Below are 16882 nucleotides of genomic sequence, written 5' to 3'. Positions count from 1 at the left end.
ACGATTGTCACCAAGGCATTCGGTGGGATTAGGATGTCTTTGCATGCACACGCAAAATTCAGAACTGAAGGAGCTGAAAATGAGCCATCGCGTACCTTGGTTGCGCCGCACGGCAGTGGCAGTGGGAGCTACCGCGCTTATCGCGGGCGGATCCGCCCCCGTAGCACTGGCGCACGATTCCGTCGTGGGCGGAACCGTAAAGGAGGGCGACCAGCTCGAGGAGTTTCCTGAGGAAATTACCCTGGAGTTCTCCGGCATCCCTAAAGACCAGTTCAACACCTTTGCGGTAACCAATAAGGACACTGGGGAACAGATCTTTAGCCAGGAGCCGGAGCTCGATGAACGCGATCTGACGATCACGACTCCAGATGATGTCGATCCCGGCCCAGGTAACTACCAGGTGGGCTACAACATCACCTCCTCGGATGGACACGCAACGCGCGGCGGGGTCTCATTTACGGTCACAGGTGGGGGTAGCGATGATGCTTCCTCCACCGACGCTGCAGATGCAGATGGAGCTGCAGATTCTTCAAGCGATATGCCCACCTCGGTGAAAATCATCCTGGGAGTGGGCGGTGTGCTGGCCATAGCGGCCGTTCTGGCTTTGCTGATTGCTAAAACCCGTCGAAACGACTCGAAAGGTCACAACTAATGACTAAGAAAATTTCCCACCTGATTGCCGGCGTATCCCTCAGCGCCCTGGTTCTTGCTGGCTGCTCCCCGGATAACGAGAGCGATTCCAGCAACTCGGAGTCGACTTCGGCCGCTTCTTCGACTGCAGAAACCAGTAAATCTACCGCGGCAGCGGATAAGGACCTGACCTTCGAGGACGCCGTCGTCCGCGCCAACGAAGACAAAGACATGACCGCCATCTTCGGTACGTTGGTCAACCACTCGGATAAAGACATCGAGATTACCGGTTTCTCCACGAGCCTGGACGCAGAGACGAACCAGATTCACGAGACCGTCGATGGCCAGATGCGCGAAAAATCCAGCCCCTTGGTTGTCAAGGCCGGCGAGAGCCACGAGCTTGCTCCTGGCGGTGACCACTTCATGCTGATGGGCATGAAGGAAGGCATCATGCCTGGTGATTCCCTCGAGATGACGGTCACCCTGTCTGACGGCGAGGAGCTTGACCTGGGCACCATCCAGGCCCGCACCATGGGTGCTGGCGATGAGGACTACGGCGACATGGAGGGCATGGACCACGGTCACGCAGGCCACGATCACTCCGATCACGCCGGCCATGACCACTCCGGTCACGATCACTCTGGCCACGACCACTCCGGTCACGACCACTCCAGCAAGGACGACGAGAAAGAAAACCACAAGCACTAATCATGACGGGATTCAGCAGAAGGGGTTTTCTCACCGGCGCTGCAGTGTCTACCAGCGCCATTGCGCTGGTGGGATGCAACTCGGATAAATCAACACCACACGCTGAAGCGGAGGAGAGCACTCCGCTTGCCGATGCCACCGTGGCTTTCGACGGCCCACACCAGGCCGGGATTGACACGCCGGAGCAAGCGCACCTGAACTTGGTGGGCTTTGATCTTAAAGGGGGCATCGGCAAGCAGGGCTTTGCCCGGCTCATGAAGCTGTGGACTGAGGACGCGCGAGCGCTGTGCACGGGCCAGCCGCCGTTGGGGACCTTGGAACCGGAAATGGTGCGCCAGCCTGCGAACCTCACCATTACGTGTGGGCTGGGCGAGCGCATTTTCTCCCTGCTGGGCGTGGATAAGCCGAAGTGGCTTGGCGATGTCCGCGCCTATTCCCGCGACCAATTAGAAGACAAGTGGGGCCAGACTGACATCGTCCTGCAGATTTGCAGCGATGATCCGCTGATGAATACCTATGCGCTGCGGCACATGGTGCGCTCAGGCGAGCACTATGCCGAAGTTAGCTGGCTGCAGCAGGGCTTTATCAACGCCTACGGCAGTCACGAAAAGGGCGAGACCGCGCGCAATATGTTTGGCCAAAAAGATGGCACTGTAAACCCGCGCGGCGATGAACAATTCGCGGACCAGGTCTGGATCGAGGATGGCCCGAAGTGGCAGCAGGGTGGTGCGGCCATGGTGGTGCGCCGCATCCGCATGAACCTCGATACCTGGGAAAAGCTGGACCGCTCCTCCCGCGAAAATGCGGTGGGGCGCAAGCTGGAAAACGGGGCACCGCTTACGGGTGATAAGGAATTCGACGAGGCGGACTTTAAGGCCACGGATGAGTATGGCCTGCCCGTCATTGATAAGAACTCCCACATGGCGCGCGCGACTGCGCCCAAGGACCACCCGGAGCAAAAGATTTTGCGCCGTCCCTATAACTACGAGCTGCCGCCGGATGGCAAGGATGGCCAACTATCCAATATTGGCCAAATCTTCATCTGTTACCAGCAGGATCCCACCAAGCAATTCGAACCCATCCAGGCGCGGCTTGATGAGGCGGACCTGCTGAATGAGTGGCTCACCCACATCGGTTCGGCGATGTATTTCTGCCCGCCGGGAACTAAAGGCAGCGATGGCAAAGAAACGTGGTGGGCGGAATCGCTTTGCACGCATGCTGGCCTGTAGAATGACGATCCGTAAATTTAACTAGTGGATGCGGCCAGGTATGCCGTATCTGCGTGAGCGCAAAAAGGAGCGCGAATATGGCGGAACTTATTCCCGCAGCACCGGTAAATTACGAATCCTTCACCGTGCCGGCCGGGCAAGCGGTTGGTGCGGCCCTCCGCGAGCTGAACCTTCCCAATAAGGGTCCAGAGGCAGTCGTGGTAGTCCGCGGCGTGGACGGTACCCTGTATGACCTTTCGCACACCCCGGATGAGGAATCGACATTTGTCCCGGTAGCCGCCTGTGAGGAAGATGGCCGCGCCGTCATTCGCCACTCCTGCGCCCACGTCATGGCCCAGGCCGTACAGGCCGAGTTCCCCGGCACCAAGCTGGGCATTGGCCCGTCCATTGAAAACGGCTTCTATTTCGATTTCCAGACCGCTGAGCCCTTCACCCCGGAGGATCTCAAGAACCTGGAAAAGCGGATGAAGAAGATCATCAAGGGAGGCCAGCGCTTCGAGCGTCACACCTATGCGTCTACGGCAGAGGCGGAACAGGCCTTGCAGGATGAGCCCTTCAAGCTGGAGCTTATCCAGGACAAGGGCAACGTGGACCCGGATTCCGATGAGGCCGCTGAGGTGGGTGCCGGCGATCTGACGCACTATGACAACGTGAACCCGCGCACCAACGAGGTGGAATGGTTCGACCTGTGCCGCGGCCCGCACGTTCCCACCACGAAATATATCCCAGCCTTTGCCTTGACTCGGTCGTCCGCCGCCTACTGGCGCGGTGACCAGGCCAACGCCGGCCTGCAGCGCATCTACGGCACCGCCTTTGAGTCCAAGGACGCACTGGCTGCCTACCAGACCATGGTGGAAGAGGCAGAAAAGCGCGACCACCGCCGCTTGGGCCAGGAATTAGATCTCTTCTCCTTCCCGGATGAGATTGGTTCCGGTTTCCCCGTATTCCACCCCAATGGCGCGACCGTGCGCATGGAGATGGAAAACCACTCCCGCAACCGCCACGTGCAGGCGGGATACTCCTTTGTCAATACCCCGCACATCACCAAGGGCGACCTCTTCCGTAAATCCGGCCACCTTGATTTCTACTCCGATGGCATGTTCCCGCCGATGCAGCTCGATGGCGAGTATGACGCCGAGGGAAATGCGGTCAAGGAGCCGCAGGACTACTACGCCAAGCCGATGAACTGCCCGATGCACAACCTGATCTTCGCATCCCGCGGCCGTTCCTACCGTGAGTTGCCGCTGCGCCTTTTCGAATTCGGTACGGTCTACCGCTACGAAAAGTCCGGCGTGGTGCATGGCTTGACGCGTGCGCGCGGTTTTACCCAGGACGATGCCCACATTTACTGCACCGAAGAGCAGCTGGAAGAAGAACTCACCCAGGTTCTAGACTTCATTATCTCGCTGCTTGAGGATTACGGCCTGTCCGATTTCTACTTGGAGCTTTCCACCAAGGATCCCAATAAGTTCGTCGGCTCCGATGAGATTTGGGAGCGCTCGACCGCCATCTTGCAGTCCGTGGCAGAAAAATCCGGGCTCGAGCTCGTTCCTGATCCTGAGGGCGCCGCGTTCTACGGGCCAAAGATTTCCGTCCAGGCCCGCGATGCCATTGGACGTACCTGGCAGATGTCCACGGTGCAGCTGGACTTCAACCTGCCGGAGCGCTTCGAGCTGGAATACACCGCATCCGATGGCACGAAGAAGCGCCCGATCATGATCCACCGTGCCCTCTTCGGCTCCATCGAGCGCTTCTTCGGTGTGCTTCTTGAGCACTACGCGGGCGCATTCCCAGCGTGGTTGGCACCGCACCAGGTCATGGGCATCCCAGTCGCGGATGACTTCGTGCCGCATCTGGAGGGCGTCGCCGCAAAGCTGCGCCGCAAGGGCATTCGCGCGGATGTAGATACCTCCGATGACCGCATGCAGAAGAAGATCCGCAATCACACGACGGGCAAAGTGCCCTTCATGCTGGTCGCCGGCGCCCGCGACGTGGAAGCCGGTGCGGTCTCCTTCCGTTTCCTGGATGGCACGCAGGTCAACGGCGTGCCGGTCGATGAAGCCGTTGAGCTCATCTCCACGTGGGTAGCAGAGCGCACCAACGAGCAGCCGACAGAAGAGCTCATTCGTGCCCGGCGCTAATCCGCAGAAGGGGCAAAGCGAGGAAACATTCGTCGATACCGGTGCCGGTGAGCCGGACCGGTTGGAGCGACTGTGGGCACCGTACCGGATGGCCTATATCGCGCAGCGGTCCGAGGATCCCTTCGTGGAAGCCCCGAAGGGCAGCGATGAGGACGGGCTCATCATCGCGCGGGGTGAAACGGTATATGCGCTGCTCAACTTGTTTCCCTATAACGCCGGCCACCTCATGGTGGTGCCGTACCGCAAGGAATCCGAGCTGGAAAACCTCACCGAGGAAGAATCCCACGAGCTTATGGCCTTTGCCCAAAATGCGGTGCGGGTACTCAAGCGTGTGTCACGCCCCGAGGCCATTAACGTGGGATTTAATCTGGGGCGCGCGTCCGGCGGCTCGGTGGGAGACCACCTGCATTTGCATGTGGTGCCAAGGTGGCCCGGGGATAGTAACTTTATGACTGTCCTCGATGGGACTAAGGTATTACCGCAACTACTGCAAGACACTCGTCGTGTGCTGGCAGAGGGTTGGCGTGACATGGAAGAGGAGGACTCGCGTGCTTAGCGTGCATGGGCGAAAGCCCGCCGCCGTGGTGGTGGAACCTATAGCCAAGACCTTTTTAAAGTTGGGATTGACTCCCAACGTGGTCACGGTTGTAGGCACTATTGTGACCATCGCCATTTCGGTGATCCTCATTCCTACCGGCCACCTGTTTATCGCCGCCGTATTATCCGGCCTCTTTGCCGCCTTTGACATGCTCGATGGCACCATGGCGCGCCTGACCGGTAAATCGAGCGCTTTCGGTGCCACGCTGGATGCCAGTTGCGACCGCATTACCGATGGCGCGTTATTCTGCGCCATCGCCTGGTGGCTGGTGTATACCGCAGACGCGTCCAAATGGACCGTGGCGGCCTGCCTCATTACCTTGGTATGCTCCCAGGTCATTTCCTATATCAAGGCTAGGGGAGAGGCCTCCGGTTTCACCATGGTGGGCGGCCTGATTGAGCGCCCGGAGCGCCTCATCTTGGCGCTGGGCGGAATCGGCCTTGAGGGCCTGGGCGTAGAGTACGCCGCGGCGGTATCGCTGTGGTTCTTGGCGGTTGGCTCAATCTTTACCGTGTACCAGCGCATTGCCATTGCAGCGCGCCAAGATGCCGGAGTATAACTTAAGCGACCTTGGGCGCAGCGGGGGACTATCGTTCCGGCTAGTTCGTGGATTGCGCACACACTTTTCTGGAGGATCCGGCCACCATGTGGGATAAAGAAGACGTAGCAGCCGCTGGGTATTTGGCGGGCTGGAAGGTAGTTCGCCGGTTGCCCCAGCCGGTAGCGCGCACCATCTTCCGGTGGGTCGCGGATTTCGCGAGCGATAACGGGCGCGGCATGGATGGACTGCGACGAAACCTCACCCGCGTGGTGGGGGCAGAAAACGTCACGCGCGAATTGGTGCGCGATTCCATGCGCTCGTATATGCGCTATTGGATGGAGGCGTTTCGCCTTCCCGCGATTCATTCCGATCCCCAGCTGCACGAGCGCCTCATGGGCGGCCTGGAGGGCCTTGAGCACTTTGATGCCTCCGCGCAATCTGGCCACGGCGTGATCCTGGCGCTGCCACACTCCGGCAATTGGGATATGGCCGGGGTTTTCCTGGTGGGCCATTACGGGCAATTTACCACCGTGGCAGAGCGGTTAAGGCCGGAGGTGCTTTTTGATGCCTTCGTAGATTACCGCGAGGAATTAGGCTTTGAAGTCCTGCCGCTTACCGGTGGGCCGGCTACGCCCTTTGCGCGGCTGAAGGAGGCCCTTGAGGAGGGTGGAGTGGTCTGCCTATTGGCAGAGCGCGATATCACCCGCAACGGTATCACAGTAGATTTTATGGGCGAGGAAGCCAATATGGCGGCAGGTCCTGCGCAGCTGGCCATCGAAACCGGTGCGGCACTCCACGTGGTGCATTCCTGGTTTGAAGGCGATGGCTGGGGGTTATCGGTGTCGCCAGAAGTAGAGGTCACCGATATTCAGGAGACCACCCAGCGCATGGCGGATGGGTTTGCGGCCAATATCCGGCGCCACCCCGCAGACTGGCACATGTTGCAGCCGCAATGGAATGAGGATGTGGAACGGCGCCGGCAAGCGCGAAAGGAACGTTCCCGTTAATGCGCATCGGTATCATTTGCCCGTATTCTTTTGACGAACCCGGTGGCGTGCAGGCCCATATCCTTGACCTAGCCACCGTTTTCATAGAACAGGGCCACTTTGTCCAGGTCCTTGGGCCCGCCGCGGAGTCCACGCCGCTGCCGGATTTCGTGGTCAAGGGCGGCCCAGCCTTCCCGATTGCGTATAACGGCTCGGTCGCGCGCTTGTCGGTGGGGCCAAAGGTAACCCGCAAGGTCAAGCGCTTCATCCAGGACGGGGATTTCGATGTCCTGCATATCCACGAGCCCAATTCCCCGAGTTTTTCCATGACCGCCTTGGCCGTGGCACACGGCCCGATGGTGGCGACGTACCACGCCTCGGCGGCCAATTCCCTCATCCTCACCTTGGCAAAGCCGCTGCTTATGCCCTTTTTGGAAAAGATTCGCGGCGGCATTGCGGTATCGGACATGGCGCGGCGTTGGCAGGTGGAGCAATTGGGCGGCGATCCCGTCCTGATCCCCAACGGCGTCGATACCTCCGTCTATGCGCTTGCGCGCAAGAAAAGCCAGCCCGCGCTTGCCGATGCTCCACTCGAGGTCGTCTTCCTCGGCCGCCTCGACGAGCCACGGAAGGGGCTGGATATCCTGTTAGCCGCATTGCGCCAGGTCAACAAGAATATCCGCGTTACCATTATGGGCGGCGGCCGCGCCCGCGAGGTTGAGGGCGTGGACTTTGTCGGGCGCGTCAGCGATGCAGAAAAGGCACAGGTTTTAGGCCGGGCCGATGTTTACGTGGCGCCGAATACGGGCGGGGAGAGCTTTGGCATCGTGTTGGTAGAGGCCATGGCCGCCGGTGCCGCCGTCGTGGCTTCCGATTTGGAGGCCTTTCGCGCGGTGTGCAACGCGGAATCTGATGAACCCGCGGGAGCGCTTTTCCGCACCGGCGATGCCTCCGATTTGGCGCGCGTGCTGAACCAGGTCTTGGATGATGGCGATTACCGGCGGCGCTTGGTGCGCAATGGCGTCCAACGCGCCCAGATGTATGACTGGGACCATGTTGCCGCGGCGGTCATGCAGGTTTATGAAACGGTGCAAGATGGCACGAAGGTAAGGGTGAAGCGATGATGGGGATTGAGATAACCATTGCGCTCGTCATCCTCATACTTTTAGGATCGTGGGCCATTTTTACCGCGCAGCGGCTAAACTTCCTGCACATTCGCACCGATGCCGCACTGGCGCAGCTGCAGGCGGCGCTGGACCGCCGGGCGGCGGTAACGGCGGCTGTGTCCCCAGATCTTGCCGCTTTGGCGCAAAAGGCCGAATCCACGGAGCTTTCACATGGGCATTTTGAAGCCCGCACCATGGTAGAACGCGAGCTTTCGGCGGCCATCGTGCGCGATTTTCCGGTAGGCCAGCGCCCGGCCGCCTTGGCGGATGCAGAAGGCCGCATCCAGCTGGCGCATCGCTTTTATAACGAGGCGGTCAGCGATACGCGCGCGCTGCGCCTGCGCCCAGCGGTGCGTTTTTTCCACCTCGGCGGAACCGCTAAATTACCCGAGTACTTCGACTACATGCTGGCAGATTGAAAATCTAGCCGCGCGGCACCTGCGTGGTGACATCGGTGCTCGCGTCAGGATCGGCGTCGGCATCGGCATCGGCGGTGTCGGAGCCCGGAACGTTGATTCGCCCGGTATCTGGTGAGGGCGCGGGCTCTGCGGCGGCTTCCTGGGCTTGCTCCAGGCCGCTTGCTGCCACGATGGCCTTTTCTATGCGGCGCGACAGGCTTATCTCAAGGATGAACCAAATGAGCGCGATGAGGACCATGACGAGGATGAGCACGTTGCGGGCCACGAGTACGTAGACCGGAGTAAGGTCTGCGCCCACGTACTTCCACAGGTAGTCATAGTGGAACGGGTAGACGTAGGTGCCCAGCGCAGCGGCGGCGACCGCGCATACAGCGAGCAGGCCCTGACAAATCTTGATGAGTACGAACCTGGCCGGGAGCTGCTGGCGTACGACCACCGCGAAAAGTGGGCCGAGCCAGATGATGTACTGGGGCGAAAATACCTTATTGGTGGCAATGAGCAGCAGCACCATGAGGGTGAAGAAGGCGACGGTGGTGCGCGAGGTCCACCCTCCGGCGAAGAAACGGTATAGAGCCCAGCCCAAGGCGAATACCAGCATCCCGGCTGTAGCGACGGTGCTCCACATGATGGCGGTATCCACGCCCGGGCCGGAAATCTCGAAGCTCTTGGACGGTGCATAACCTAAATGCCATTTACCTGGGTTGAGGTGCGCCTGCAAGAGCAAGTATGTCGCCGGAATGGATTCGAGTTGGAGCCCGCGCACCCCCTGATAATCCAGCGGGGAAAGGAGCCGGTCCATGCCGGAGGTGACAACCGTTAGCGCTGATAGGGCTGCGACGGAGCCGAAAAAGGACACCAGGCGGAGCCAGGAATTAGCGCTATTAAACCGCCCCACCAGCCCGGCGGCGAGGACGCCTGGCCAGAGCTTCATGGTGGTGGCGAAGCCCAAAAGGGCGGCACCGGTCTTGGGATGAGAAATAAGGAGCGCGGCGGCACCGGCGACGGCGACCGCGGGGAAGATATCGAGGCGCCATACAAAGACGTGTCCTGCGGCCGTGCCGAAGAAGACCCAGAACCAGCTTGCGAGGAAAACACGCTTATTGCGCTGGTGGTGGCGCAGCAGGAGGGCGAGGAAGGTGGCATCGACAAGCAGCGTCATGATGGTAAAGCCGATGTAGAACACGCCGCGGTCCCCACCGGTAAACCAACTTAAGATGATGGTGGGCCACGTTCCCGCATGGGGGTATTCGGTCATTAGCGTGGGATCGTCGCCATAAAGCCCAGCGAAATAATAGGCAACATCGCCGCGTGCACTGTGGTCGAGCTTCAAGAAATAGACCAATACCAAGCGGGCGAGAACCCAGCCCACCCATACTGCAGGAACTGACGCGATTCTTTTCACCCAAAACATTCTAGGAAAAAATTTGGGCAGTGGGTAGTTCGAATCAGGTTGCTAGCCACTGGGGTTGGACCGGCTAGGGAGTAGGGTGGCAAGGCAGATAAGAAGTTACGTGATATAGCGCATAGTAGGCGCATAAGGAAGGATGACTGTGGGCACCATTTCTGAGGTTTTGGCATTAGAAGGCACCCAAGAAGCGGATGTCTTTTCTGGCCCGGCGATTCCCTCGCAGATTGAGCGCACCTTTGGCGGGCAGGTGGCGGCGCAAGCGCTAGCCGCGGCGCAAAGGACTGTAGATAATAAGCAGGTGCATTCCCTCCACGGCTATTTCGTTGGACCCGGTGATACGAAAAAGCCGCTGGAGCTGCGGGTGGAAAGGCTGCGCGATGGCCGTTCCTTTGCCAGCCGGCAGGTTCGAGTCATCCAAGATGGCCGCCTCGTCTTTATCATGCTGGCTAGTTTCCACCGCGATGGTGATACAGGGCCCGAGCATCAGGATATGGCACCGCAGGCACTAAGCCCTGATGAAGCCGCGCGCCGCGGTGGCGGGGCGCCCTATTCCACCCGAATCATCTTGAAGGAGTGGACCGATTGGGATATCCGTTTGGTCCCCGATGAAGGCCGCGATGATGCCGCCGCGGAGGTAACCGGTGCCGGATACCGCCATATTTGGTTCCGCAATACCGGCGAGCTTGGAAGCGACCCCGACTTTCACCGCGCCGCCCTAACGTATATGTCCGATATGACCCTCATACGGTCGGCGCTTATTCCGCACCAGGGGGAGAAGATCCAATTGGCCAGCCTTGACCATGCGGTGTGGTTTCTCCGCCCTTTCCGCGTGGATGAGTGGCTGCTTTATGAGCAGGTATCGCCCACAGCGTCGCAAGGCACGGCTATCGCGCGCGGTAAATTATTCACTGAACAGGGCGATCTCGTTGCGCTGGTCAATCAGGAGGGCTTGACGCGGTTCCTCGATGAGAACCTAGGCAGCGGTTCCGCCCACGGTAATTGGCATAACGTCTAGAAACGCTTGCGTATCCTGGGGGCGCTTTTCCCAGTTCGTGCAGGGCACGTATAATTGTAAACAGATTTAGAACCCAATTAGAAAGGGACTTAATGTCAGGCCACTCAAAATGGGCAACTACCAAGCACAAGAAGGCTGCCAATGACGCCAAGCGCGGCAAGGAATTTGCCAAGCTCATTAAGAACATTGAAGTGGCGGCGCGAACCGGCGGTGGTGATCCTGCGGCCAACCCAACGCTCGATGACATGATTAAGAAGGCCAAAAAGGCCTCCGTCCCCAATGACAACATCGAACGCGCCCGCAAGCGCGGTTCTGGTGAAGAAGCCGGTGGTGCCGACTGGGAGACCATCATGTACGAGGGCTATGGCCCCAACGGTGTCGCAATGCTGATTGAATGCTTGACCGATAACCGCAACCGCGCGGCTACCGATGTCCGCACCGCGATGAGCAAGAATGGCGGCAACTTGGGCGAATCCGGCTCGGTTGCGTATATGTTCTCCCGCACCGGTTATGTCTTGGTGGAAAAGGGCGAGCTGAGCGAGGACGACGTCTTGATGGCGGTCCTCGATGCCGGCGCCGAAGAGGTTAAAGACCAGGGCGAGAAATTCGAGATCATCTGCGCTCCCACGGATGTTCAGGCCGTAAAGGAAGCGCTCAAGGAAGCTGATATCGAGGTCGATGACTCCGATAATGATTTCCGCGCCTCCGTCGAGGTACCTCTTGACGCTAATGACGCGAAGAAGATCTTCCGCCTCATCGATGTCTTGGAAGACTCCGACGATGTCCAGAACGTATATACCAATATGGACCTATCTGATGAGGTCCTAGCGGAGCTCAACGCAGAGTAGGGATACTGCTCTTATTAGGCACTAGCTCGGTGGCGGCTCTTCGCGGATGCGGAGATGTCGGCGCCGGGCTTTTTATTGTGCTTTATTGGGGCCCTAGGTTCTCGCCGTGTTGTAGAACATGTGTGTGTAAGACATAATAGGGAAGCAAGATTAGTAACGACGAGGCCGCGGAACGGGAGTGGGCGGGTGTGAATATCGAAGGCATGCGCGTGATGGGCATCGATCCCGGGCTCACCCGCTGTGGCCTGTCCGTAGTTCAAGCAGGGCGCGGGCGCGCGATCCTTCCCGTCTCCGTGGGAGTGGTGCGGACTCCCAGCGATAAGGATCTGACCGAACGGCTTTTGCGGCTATCCGTGGCGGCCAAGGAATGGATGGACGATTATTCGCCGGATGTGGTGGCCATAGAGCGCGTCTTCGAACGCGGCCAGGTCTCAACCGTCATGCAGACCGCGCACGTCGTAGGGGTTCTGGTACTCGCGGCCGCCGAGCGGGATATTCCGGTGTACATGTACACCCCATCCGAAGTGAAAAAGGCTATTTCTGGCAATGGGCGCGCGGATAAGAAGCAAATGACGACCATGATCACCCGTATCCTGGGGCTTACGGAGCCGCCCAAGCCGGCGGATGCGGCGGATGCATTGGCGCTGGCCGTCTGCCACTGCTGGCGGGCGCCAGCGATCGTGAGAATGGATAGTACCGGTTTAGGGCTCGGCGCAAAGACCAGCGGCGTCCGCGGGCGGGGGAAGGGTGTTCAGCCTTAGCTCGCCACACCCCCACAGGTTAAGTTTGTTCATTATTAGGTCATGTTGAAAGCGCACACAGGTAGGAAGGCACGGTAGAAAATGATTGCGGCATTGCGGGGAGAAGTCCTCCACATTGGTTTAGACCACGGCGTTATTGAATGCGGCGGGGTGGGCTATAAGTTCTTAGCCACCGCAAAGACGTTGGGAACCTTGCGCCGCGGAGAAACCGCCTTTGTGCTCACTACCTTGGTAGTCAAGGAAGACGCGTTGACCTTATACGGTTTTACCAGCGACGATGACCGCGAAATGTTCCAAGTGCTGCAATCTGTATCTGGCTTGGGGCCGAAACTCGCCTTGGCTGCGTTATCCGTCATGGGGGCAGAAGAGCTGGCCGCAGCGATTGGCGGGGAGGATGTGAAGGCGCTGCAGTCTATCCCGGGCGTCGGCAAGCGCATGGCCCAACGCCTTACCCTGGAGCTCAAGGATAAGGTAAAGCGCTTTGCTGGAACTCCCGTGCCCGATGCTGCGTCGGAGGCAACAGGTGCCGGTGGCCCAGTTGTCGATAGTGTCACTGAAGCCCTCTTGGGCCTAGGGTTTACTGAGAAGGCGGCTCGCCCCGTGGTGGAGGCGGCATACGCCGAAGCCCCTGCGGCGGATACCTCAACCTTGCTGCGTGCGGCCCTGGCCCAGTTGGGTAAGCAGGGCTAAAAGAATACGACGTCAAGAAGACACAAAGGCTACAGCATGTCCGATATTGAGCGCACCGAGTTCAATCTCCCAGAGGGGATGAGTAAGGCGCACGAATCCCAGCACAATAGTGATGTGGAAGCCACCGCTCACGCCGAAGAACACGATATCGAGCGCTCCCTGCGCCCCAAGTCCCTGACGGAATTCATTGGGCAGCCCAAGGTAAGGGAGCAGCTCTCCCTCGTGCTCACCGGCGCGAAGAACCGCGGGGTCACCCCGGATCACGTCCTGTTATCGGGGCCGCCCGGCCTGGGTAAGACCACCATGGCGATGATCATTTCGCAGGAACTCGGCACCTCGCTGCGCATGACCTCTGGGCCGGCGCTGGAGAGGGCGGGCGACCTGGCGGCGATGCTGTCCAACCTTATGGAAGGCGACGTGCTGTTTATCGATGAGATCCACCGCATCGCCCGGCCTGCCGAAGAAATGCTTTATATGGCCATGGAGGATTTCCGCATCGATGTCATCGTGGGCAAGGGGCCGGGTGCTACCTCAATCCCCCTGGAGATCCCGCCATTTACGTTGGTCGGGGCGACAACGCGAGCGGGAATGCTTACCGGTCCGCTGCGGGATCGCTTCGGTTTTACCGCCCAAATGGAGTACTACAGCACCGAGGATCTCACCCACGTGATCAAGCGTGCGGCGCATATCTTGGACGTTGCCATCGATGACGATGCCGCCGTGGAAATCGGCTCCCGCTCGCGCGGCACCCCGCGCATTGCCAACCGCCTGCTGCGCCGCGTGCGCGATTATGCAGAGGTCAATGGCACCGGACGCATCGATCTGTCCGCAGCACAAGGGGCGCTGGAGGTCTTCGACGTCGATGAAATGGGTCTGGACCGGCTAGACCGCGCCGTCCTCAATGCCCTGATTAACGGCCACGGCGGCGGGCCGGTGGGTGTGAATACCTTGGCCATCGCCGTGGGCGAGGAACCCTCCACCGTGGAAGAGGTGTGTGAGCCGTACTTGGTTCGCGCCGGCATGATCTCGCGCACCGGGCGGGGCAGGGTAGCCACCGCGGCCGCCTGGCAGCACCTCGGCCTGACGCCTCCCGATGGCGCGATTGGGCTGTTTTAGGCAAGCGTCGGCACCGCGCTGGAGCGGCCGCAGAGGTGGAACCGGCTCATGGTTTTTGTGAACGAAACGGTCTGGCATACTGGAAAGTTATGGAAATCATCTTTCTCATCATCATTGTCATTTTGTTCATCATTCCTTCCTTTATGGCGATGCGTAAGCAACGCCAGCGCCAGAACGATATGCAATCGCTGCAAAACTCCCTACAGAATGGGGATCGCATCGTCACCGCCGGCGGTGTCCACGGCGTGGTGCGGGGAACCACCGATACCAGCGTGGACCTCGAGGTTTCCCCAGGCGTTACCCTCACCTTTGACAAGATGGCGGTGGTGCGCACCGAAAGCGAGGCCCAGAAGCTTGACCGCGGTGGTGCAAACAATGCCGTAGAGGCGCAGCGCGACAACGGTGAGAACAATGATGATGATGGATTCAACGGCGGGGAAGGCGAGCAGCCCTCTAGCCGTTAAGTCCTTGTTACCGCCCGCGCCCTCTGTGGAGGAAGACGCGGGCGTATTCTGTGCATAAGCTGGGGGTTCTCTGAACCTGCAATCGGCTTATGAGAAACGTAGAACCTGACACATTTTCGCTGAATCGCGGACCCCGTTAAGGAAAATGTTGTTCCATGACGTACGATTGTGCGTTGTTAACGTGCCCGCGCCGAATCGGGCGGGCCGTATTTATTGTTTAATCACCCTGGTTTGCAGTGCACAGGAGAATATCGTTGTCCGCATCATCTCGAGGCGCTATGAAAAATAGCAACCGCCAATGGCCCAAGCGCGCCCTCGCGCTCTTTGGGCTCATCGTGGTTGTTATCTATGCGCTGGTCTTTTTTACCGGAAACCGCCAAGCCACCCCAAAGCTAGGTATCGACCTGCAGGGCGGCACCCGCGTTACCTTGGCACCACAAGGTGAAGACCCCACCCAGGATCAGCTACGGCAGGCGCGCAATATTTTGGAACAGCGCGTTAACGGCATGGGTGTTTCAGGTTCCGAGGTTGTCATTAACGGCAATACCCTCGTCATCACCGTGCCGGGCGAGGATGCGTCCCAAGCCCAGGCGGTGGGGCAGACCTCCCAGCTGTACTTCCGCCCAGTGGCACAACCCTCCGCGCCGGATCTGGAAAAGCTCGACAAAGAGCTGGAGGATATGGCTAACCGGTGGGTCAAATACGGCGTCCTAGATAAGGAAGAGGCCAATAAGAAGCTGGAAGACGTCACCAATGCCGTTGCCCAGCAAGAGGCGCAGGCGGAAGGCAAGGAACCGAAGGACGTCAAGGCGCCGAAGGTCTCCGCCAAGCCCTTGGACGAGCCTTCCAACTCCATTGAGCAGACCGAGCGCCGCGACGAAGTCACTGAGATGTTGTTGAAGGACCGCCAATCGGACGATCCGACAACGCAGGCAGCGGCCTCGTCGCTCTTGACCTGCCAAGGCTCCGCCGACCCACTGGCTGGTGCGGATGATCCGTCCAAACCTTTTGTGACCTGTGATTACGACAGCGGCACCCCTTATGTCTTGGAGCCAGCGCCGTTGCTCAACGGCGTTGAGGATGAAGACGGTACCCGTTTGACGGGTAATGAGATTGATACCAATTCCCCGATTAATGGCGGCCTGAACCCGCAGTCCGGCCAGATGGAGATTAGCTTCTCCTTCAAGACCGGCAATGGCCCGAACGGTTCCCAGACCTGGGCTGACCTCACGCGGGAGCACCTGAACGACCAGATTGCCATCACCCTTGACTCGGCCGTCATTTCGGCGCCGGTTATCCAGGGTGCGACCCCGTACGGCTCTGCTACCTCCATTAACGGTGACTTTAGCCAGGAAGAAGCCAATAACTTGGCCAATAACCTGCGTTATGGTGCACTGCCGCTATCCTTTGCCGGAGAGAATGGCGAGCCCGGCGGCACGGTAGAGTCCATTCCGCCGACGCTGGGTAAGGCCGCGCTCGAGGCCGGCCTGTGGGCAGGCTTGGCAGGTTTGATTTTGGTCATCCTGTACTCGCTGTACTACTTCCGCGCGCTCAGCGGTGTGTCCGTCATCTTCTTGCTTGGCTCCGGCCTGCTGACCTACGGCGCCATTGTGTTGCTGGGTCGTTGGATCGGGTACTCGCTCGACCTGTCCGGTATCGCCGGCTTGGTCATCGGTGTCGGTGCGACCGCGGACTCGTTCGTGGTCTACTACGAACGCATCAAGGATGAGCTCCTAGAGGGTAGAACCTTCAGGTCAGCAACGCAGAAGGCGTGGGAGCGCTCGCGCAGCACCATCGTGACCGGTAACGCGGTGACGCTGATTGGTTCTGTCATCGTCTACTTCCTCGCCATCGGTGAGGTAAAGGGCTTCGCGTTCACCTTGGGCTTGACCACGATCTTCGACCTCGTCGTGTCCTTCCTGGTCATGGCGCCGTTGATGCAGATCATCGGCCGCCGCCCAGCGGCAGCCAAGCCATCGATGAACGGTTTGGGCGGAATTTACGCGCTGATTGAAGAGCGACGCGAACGCGGCTACTACGCGGAGTCCCGCGGCGTTGCTACCGCATCGCAGGCGCGCGCCACTGACAATTCGGCATCCGCTAGCGCCGATTCGTCTGAGAGCTCAGCGCCCTCAGCAGCTGCGGAAGATGAGGAGAAATAA

Annotated in this window: 17 protein-coding genes; 16 read left to right on the top strand and 1 reads right to left on the bottom strand. The window is 59.5% G+C overall.

The genetic code is table 11. The features are described 5' to 3' along the window. The first annotated feature begins 79 nt into the window (after nt 1-79). The 9 genes from ACP8IT_RS06970 (at nt 80) to ACP8IT_RS06930 (ending at nt 8418) form a co-directional block, all read left to right on the top strand. Nucleotides 80-652 (top strand): copper resistance CopC family protein, encoded by a 573-nt coding sequence (locus ACP8IT_RS06970; RefSeq protein ID WP_490289810.1) that lies wholly within the window; start codon nt 80-82, stop codon nt 650-652. After that, nucleotides 652-1338 (top strand): copper chaperone PCu(A)C, encoded by a 687-nt coding sequence (locus ACP8IT_RS06965; RefSeq protein ID WP_490289809.1) that lies wholly within the window; start codon nt 652-654, stop codon nt 1336-1338. Before ACP8IT_RS06970 ends, ACP8IT_RS06965 begins: the two co-directional genes overlap by 1 nt. A gap of 2 nt (nt 1339-1340) precedes the next feature. Next, nucleotides 1341-2567: a Dyp-type peroxidase gene (locus ACP8IT_RS06960; protein WP_284640833.1), complete on the top strand. Its 1227-nt coding sequence runs from the start codon at nt 1341-1343 to the stop codon at nt 2565-2567. Nucleotides 2568-2644: 77 nt separating this feature from the next. Further along, nucleotides 2645-4708 (top strand): threonine--tRNA ligase, encoded by a 2064-nt coding sequence (gene thrS, locus ACP8IT_RS06955; RefSeq protein WP_023017395.1) that lies wholly within the window; start codon nt 2645-2647, stop codon nt 4706-4708. Then, complete coding sequence (locus tag ACP8IT_RS06950) at nt 4695-5264, top strand: HIT family protein (protein WP_023028855.1); 570 nt, start codon at nt 4695-4697, stop codon at nt 5262-5264. The genes thrS and ACP8IT_RS06950 overlap by 14 nt, the downstream gene beginning before the upstream one ends. Continuing rightward, entirely contained in the window at nt 5257-5865 is a 609-nt protein-coding gene (gene pgsA, locus ACP8IT_RS06945) for a phosphatidylinositol phosphate synthase (RefSeq protein WP_490289808.1), read from the top strand. The genes ACP8IT_RS06950 and pgsA overlap by 8 nt, the downstream gene beginning before the upstream one ends. 86 nt (nt 5866-5951) lie before the next feature. Beyond that, nucleotides 5952-6854 carry a phosphatidylinositol mannoside acyltransferase gene (locus tag ACP8IT_RS06940; RefSeq protein ID WP_490289807.1) on the top strand — a complete coding sequence of 301 codons (903 nt, stop codon included), beginning with the start codon at nt 5952-5954 and terminating at the stop codon, nt 6852-6854. Beyond that, complete coding sequence (locus ACP8IT_RS06935) at nt 6854-7957, top strand: glycosyltransferase family 4 protein (RefSeq protein WP_023028853.1); 1104 nt, start codon at nt 6854-6856, stop codon at nt 7955-7957. Before ACP8IT_RS06940 ends, ACP8IT_RS06935 begins: the two co-directional genes overlap by 1 nt. After that, nucleotides 7957-8418 carry a hypothetical protein gene (locus tag ACP8IT_RS06930; protein ID WP_237799537.1) on the top strand — a complete coding sequence of 154 codons (462 nt, stop codon included), beginning with the start codon at nt 7957-7959 and terminating at the stop codon, nt 8416-8418. Before ACP8IT_RS06935 ends, ACP8IT_RS06930 begins: the two co-directional genes overlap by 1 nt. 4 nt (nt 8419-8422) lie before the next feature. Here ACP8IT_RS06930 and ACP8IT_RS06925 read toward each other — a convergent pair whose 3' ends face one another. Beyond that, nucleotides 8423-9820 (bottom strand): DUF2029 domain-containing protein, encoded by a 1398-nt coding sequence (locus tag ACP8IT_RS06925; RefSeq protein WP_490289806.1) that lies wholly within the window; start codon nt 9818-9820, stop codon nt 8423-8425. A gap of 142 nt (nt 9821-9962) precedes the next feature. On the opposite strand from ACP8IT_RS06925, the gene ACP8IT_RS06920 reads away from it, so the two are divergent. The 7 genes from ACP8IT_RS06920 to secD all read left to right on the top strand — a co-directional run bounded on the left by ACP8IT_RS06920 (nt 9963) and on the right by secD (nt 16882). Continuing rightward, a complete protein-coding gene (locus ACP8IT_RS06920; RefSeq protein WP_490289805.1) occupies nt 9963-10841 on the top strand; it encodes an acyl-CoA thioesterase in 879 nt (292 codons plus the stop codon). 92 nt (nt 10842-10933) lie between these two features. Further along, nucleotides 10934-11689, top strand: coding sequence for a YebC/PmpR family DNA-binding transcriptional regulator (locus ACP8IT_RS06915; RefSeq protein WP_284640846.1), 756 nt, complete (start codon nt 10934-10936; stop codon nt 11687-11689). A 188-nt stretch (nt 11690-11877) separates the two neighbouring features. Next, nucleotides 11878-12450 carry a crossover junction endodeoxyribonuclease RuvC gene (gene ruvC / locus ACP8IT_RS06910; RefSeq protein WP_005283305.1) on the top strand — a complete coding sequence of 191 codons (573 nt, stop codon included), beginning with the start codon at nt 11878-11880 and terminating at the stop codon, nt 12448-12450. 81 nt (nt 12451-12531) lie between these two features. After that, on the top strand, nt 12532-13140 hold the full coding sequence (gene ruvA, locus ACP8IT_RS06905) for a Holliday junction branch migration protein RuvA (RefSeq protein WP_023017402.1): 609 nt from the start codon (nt 12532-12534) through the stop codon (nt 13138-13140). A gap of 36 nt (nt 13141-13176) precedes the next feature. Beyond that, nucleotides 13177-14256, top strand: coding sequence for a Holliday junction branch migration DNA helicase RuvB (gene ruvB, locus ACP8IT_RS06900; protein WP_239268274.1), 1080 nt, complete (start codon nt 13177-13179; stop codon nt 14254-14256). 89 nt (nt 14257-14345) lie between these two features. After that, the gene (gene yajC, locus ACP8IT_RS06895) at nt 14346-14720 is read left to right on the top strand and encodes a preprotein translocase subunit YajC (protein WP_490289804.1); all 375 of its coding nucleotides are present in this window, start codon (nt 14346-14348) and stop codon (nt 14718-14720) included. A 278-nt stretch (nt 14721-14998) separates the two neighbouring features. Then, on the top strand, nt 14999-16882 hold the full coding sequence (gene secD / locus ACP8IT_RS06890) for a protein translocase subunit SecD (protein ID WP_490289803.1): 1884 nt from the start codon (nt 14999-15001) through the stop codon (nt 16880-16882).

Source organism: Corynebacterium sp. LaCa_23 (assembly GCF_058182375.1).
The sequence above is the reverse complement of the archived record's forward strand: the minus strand, read 5'-3'. Positions and strand labels throughout refer to the sequence as shown.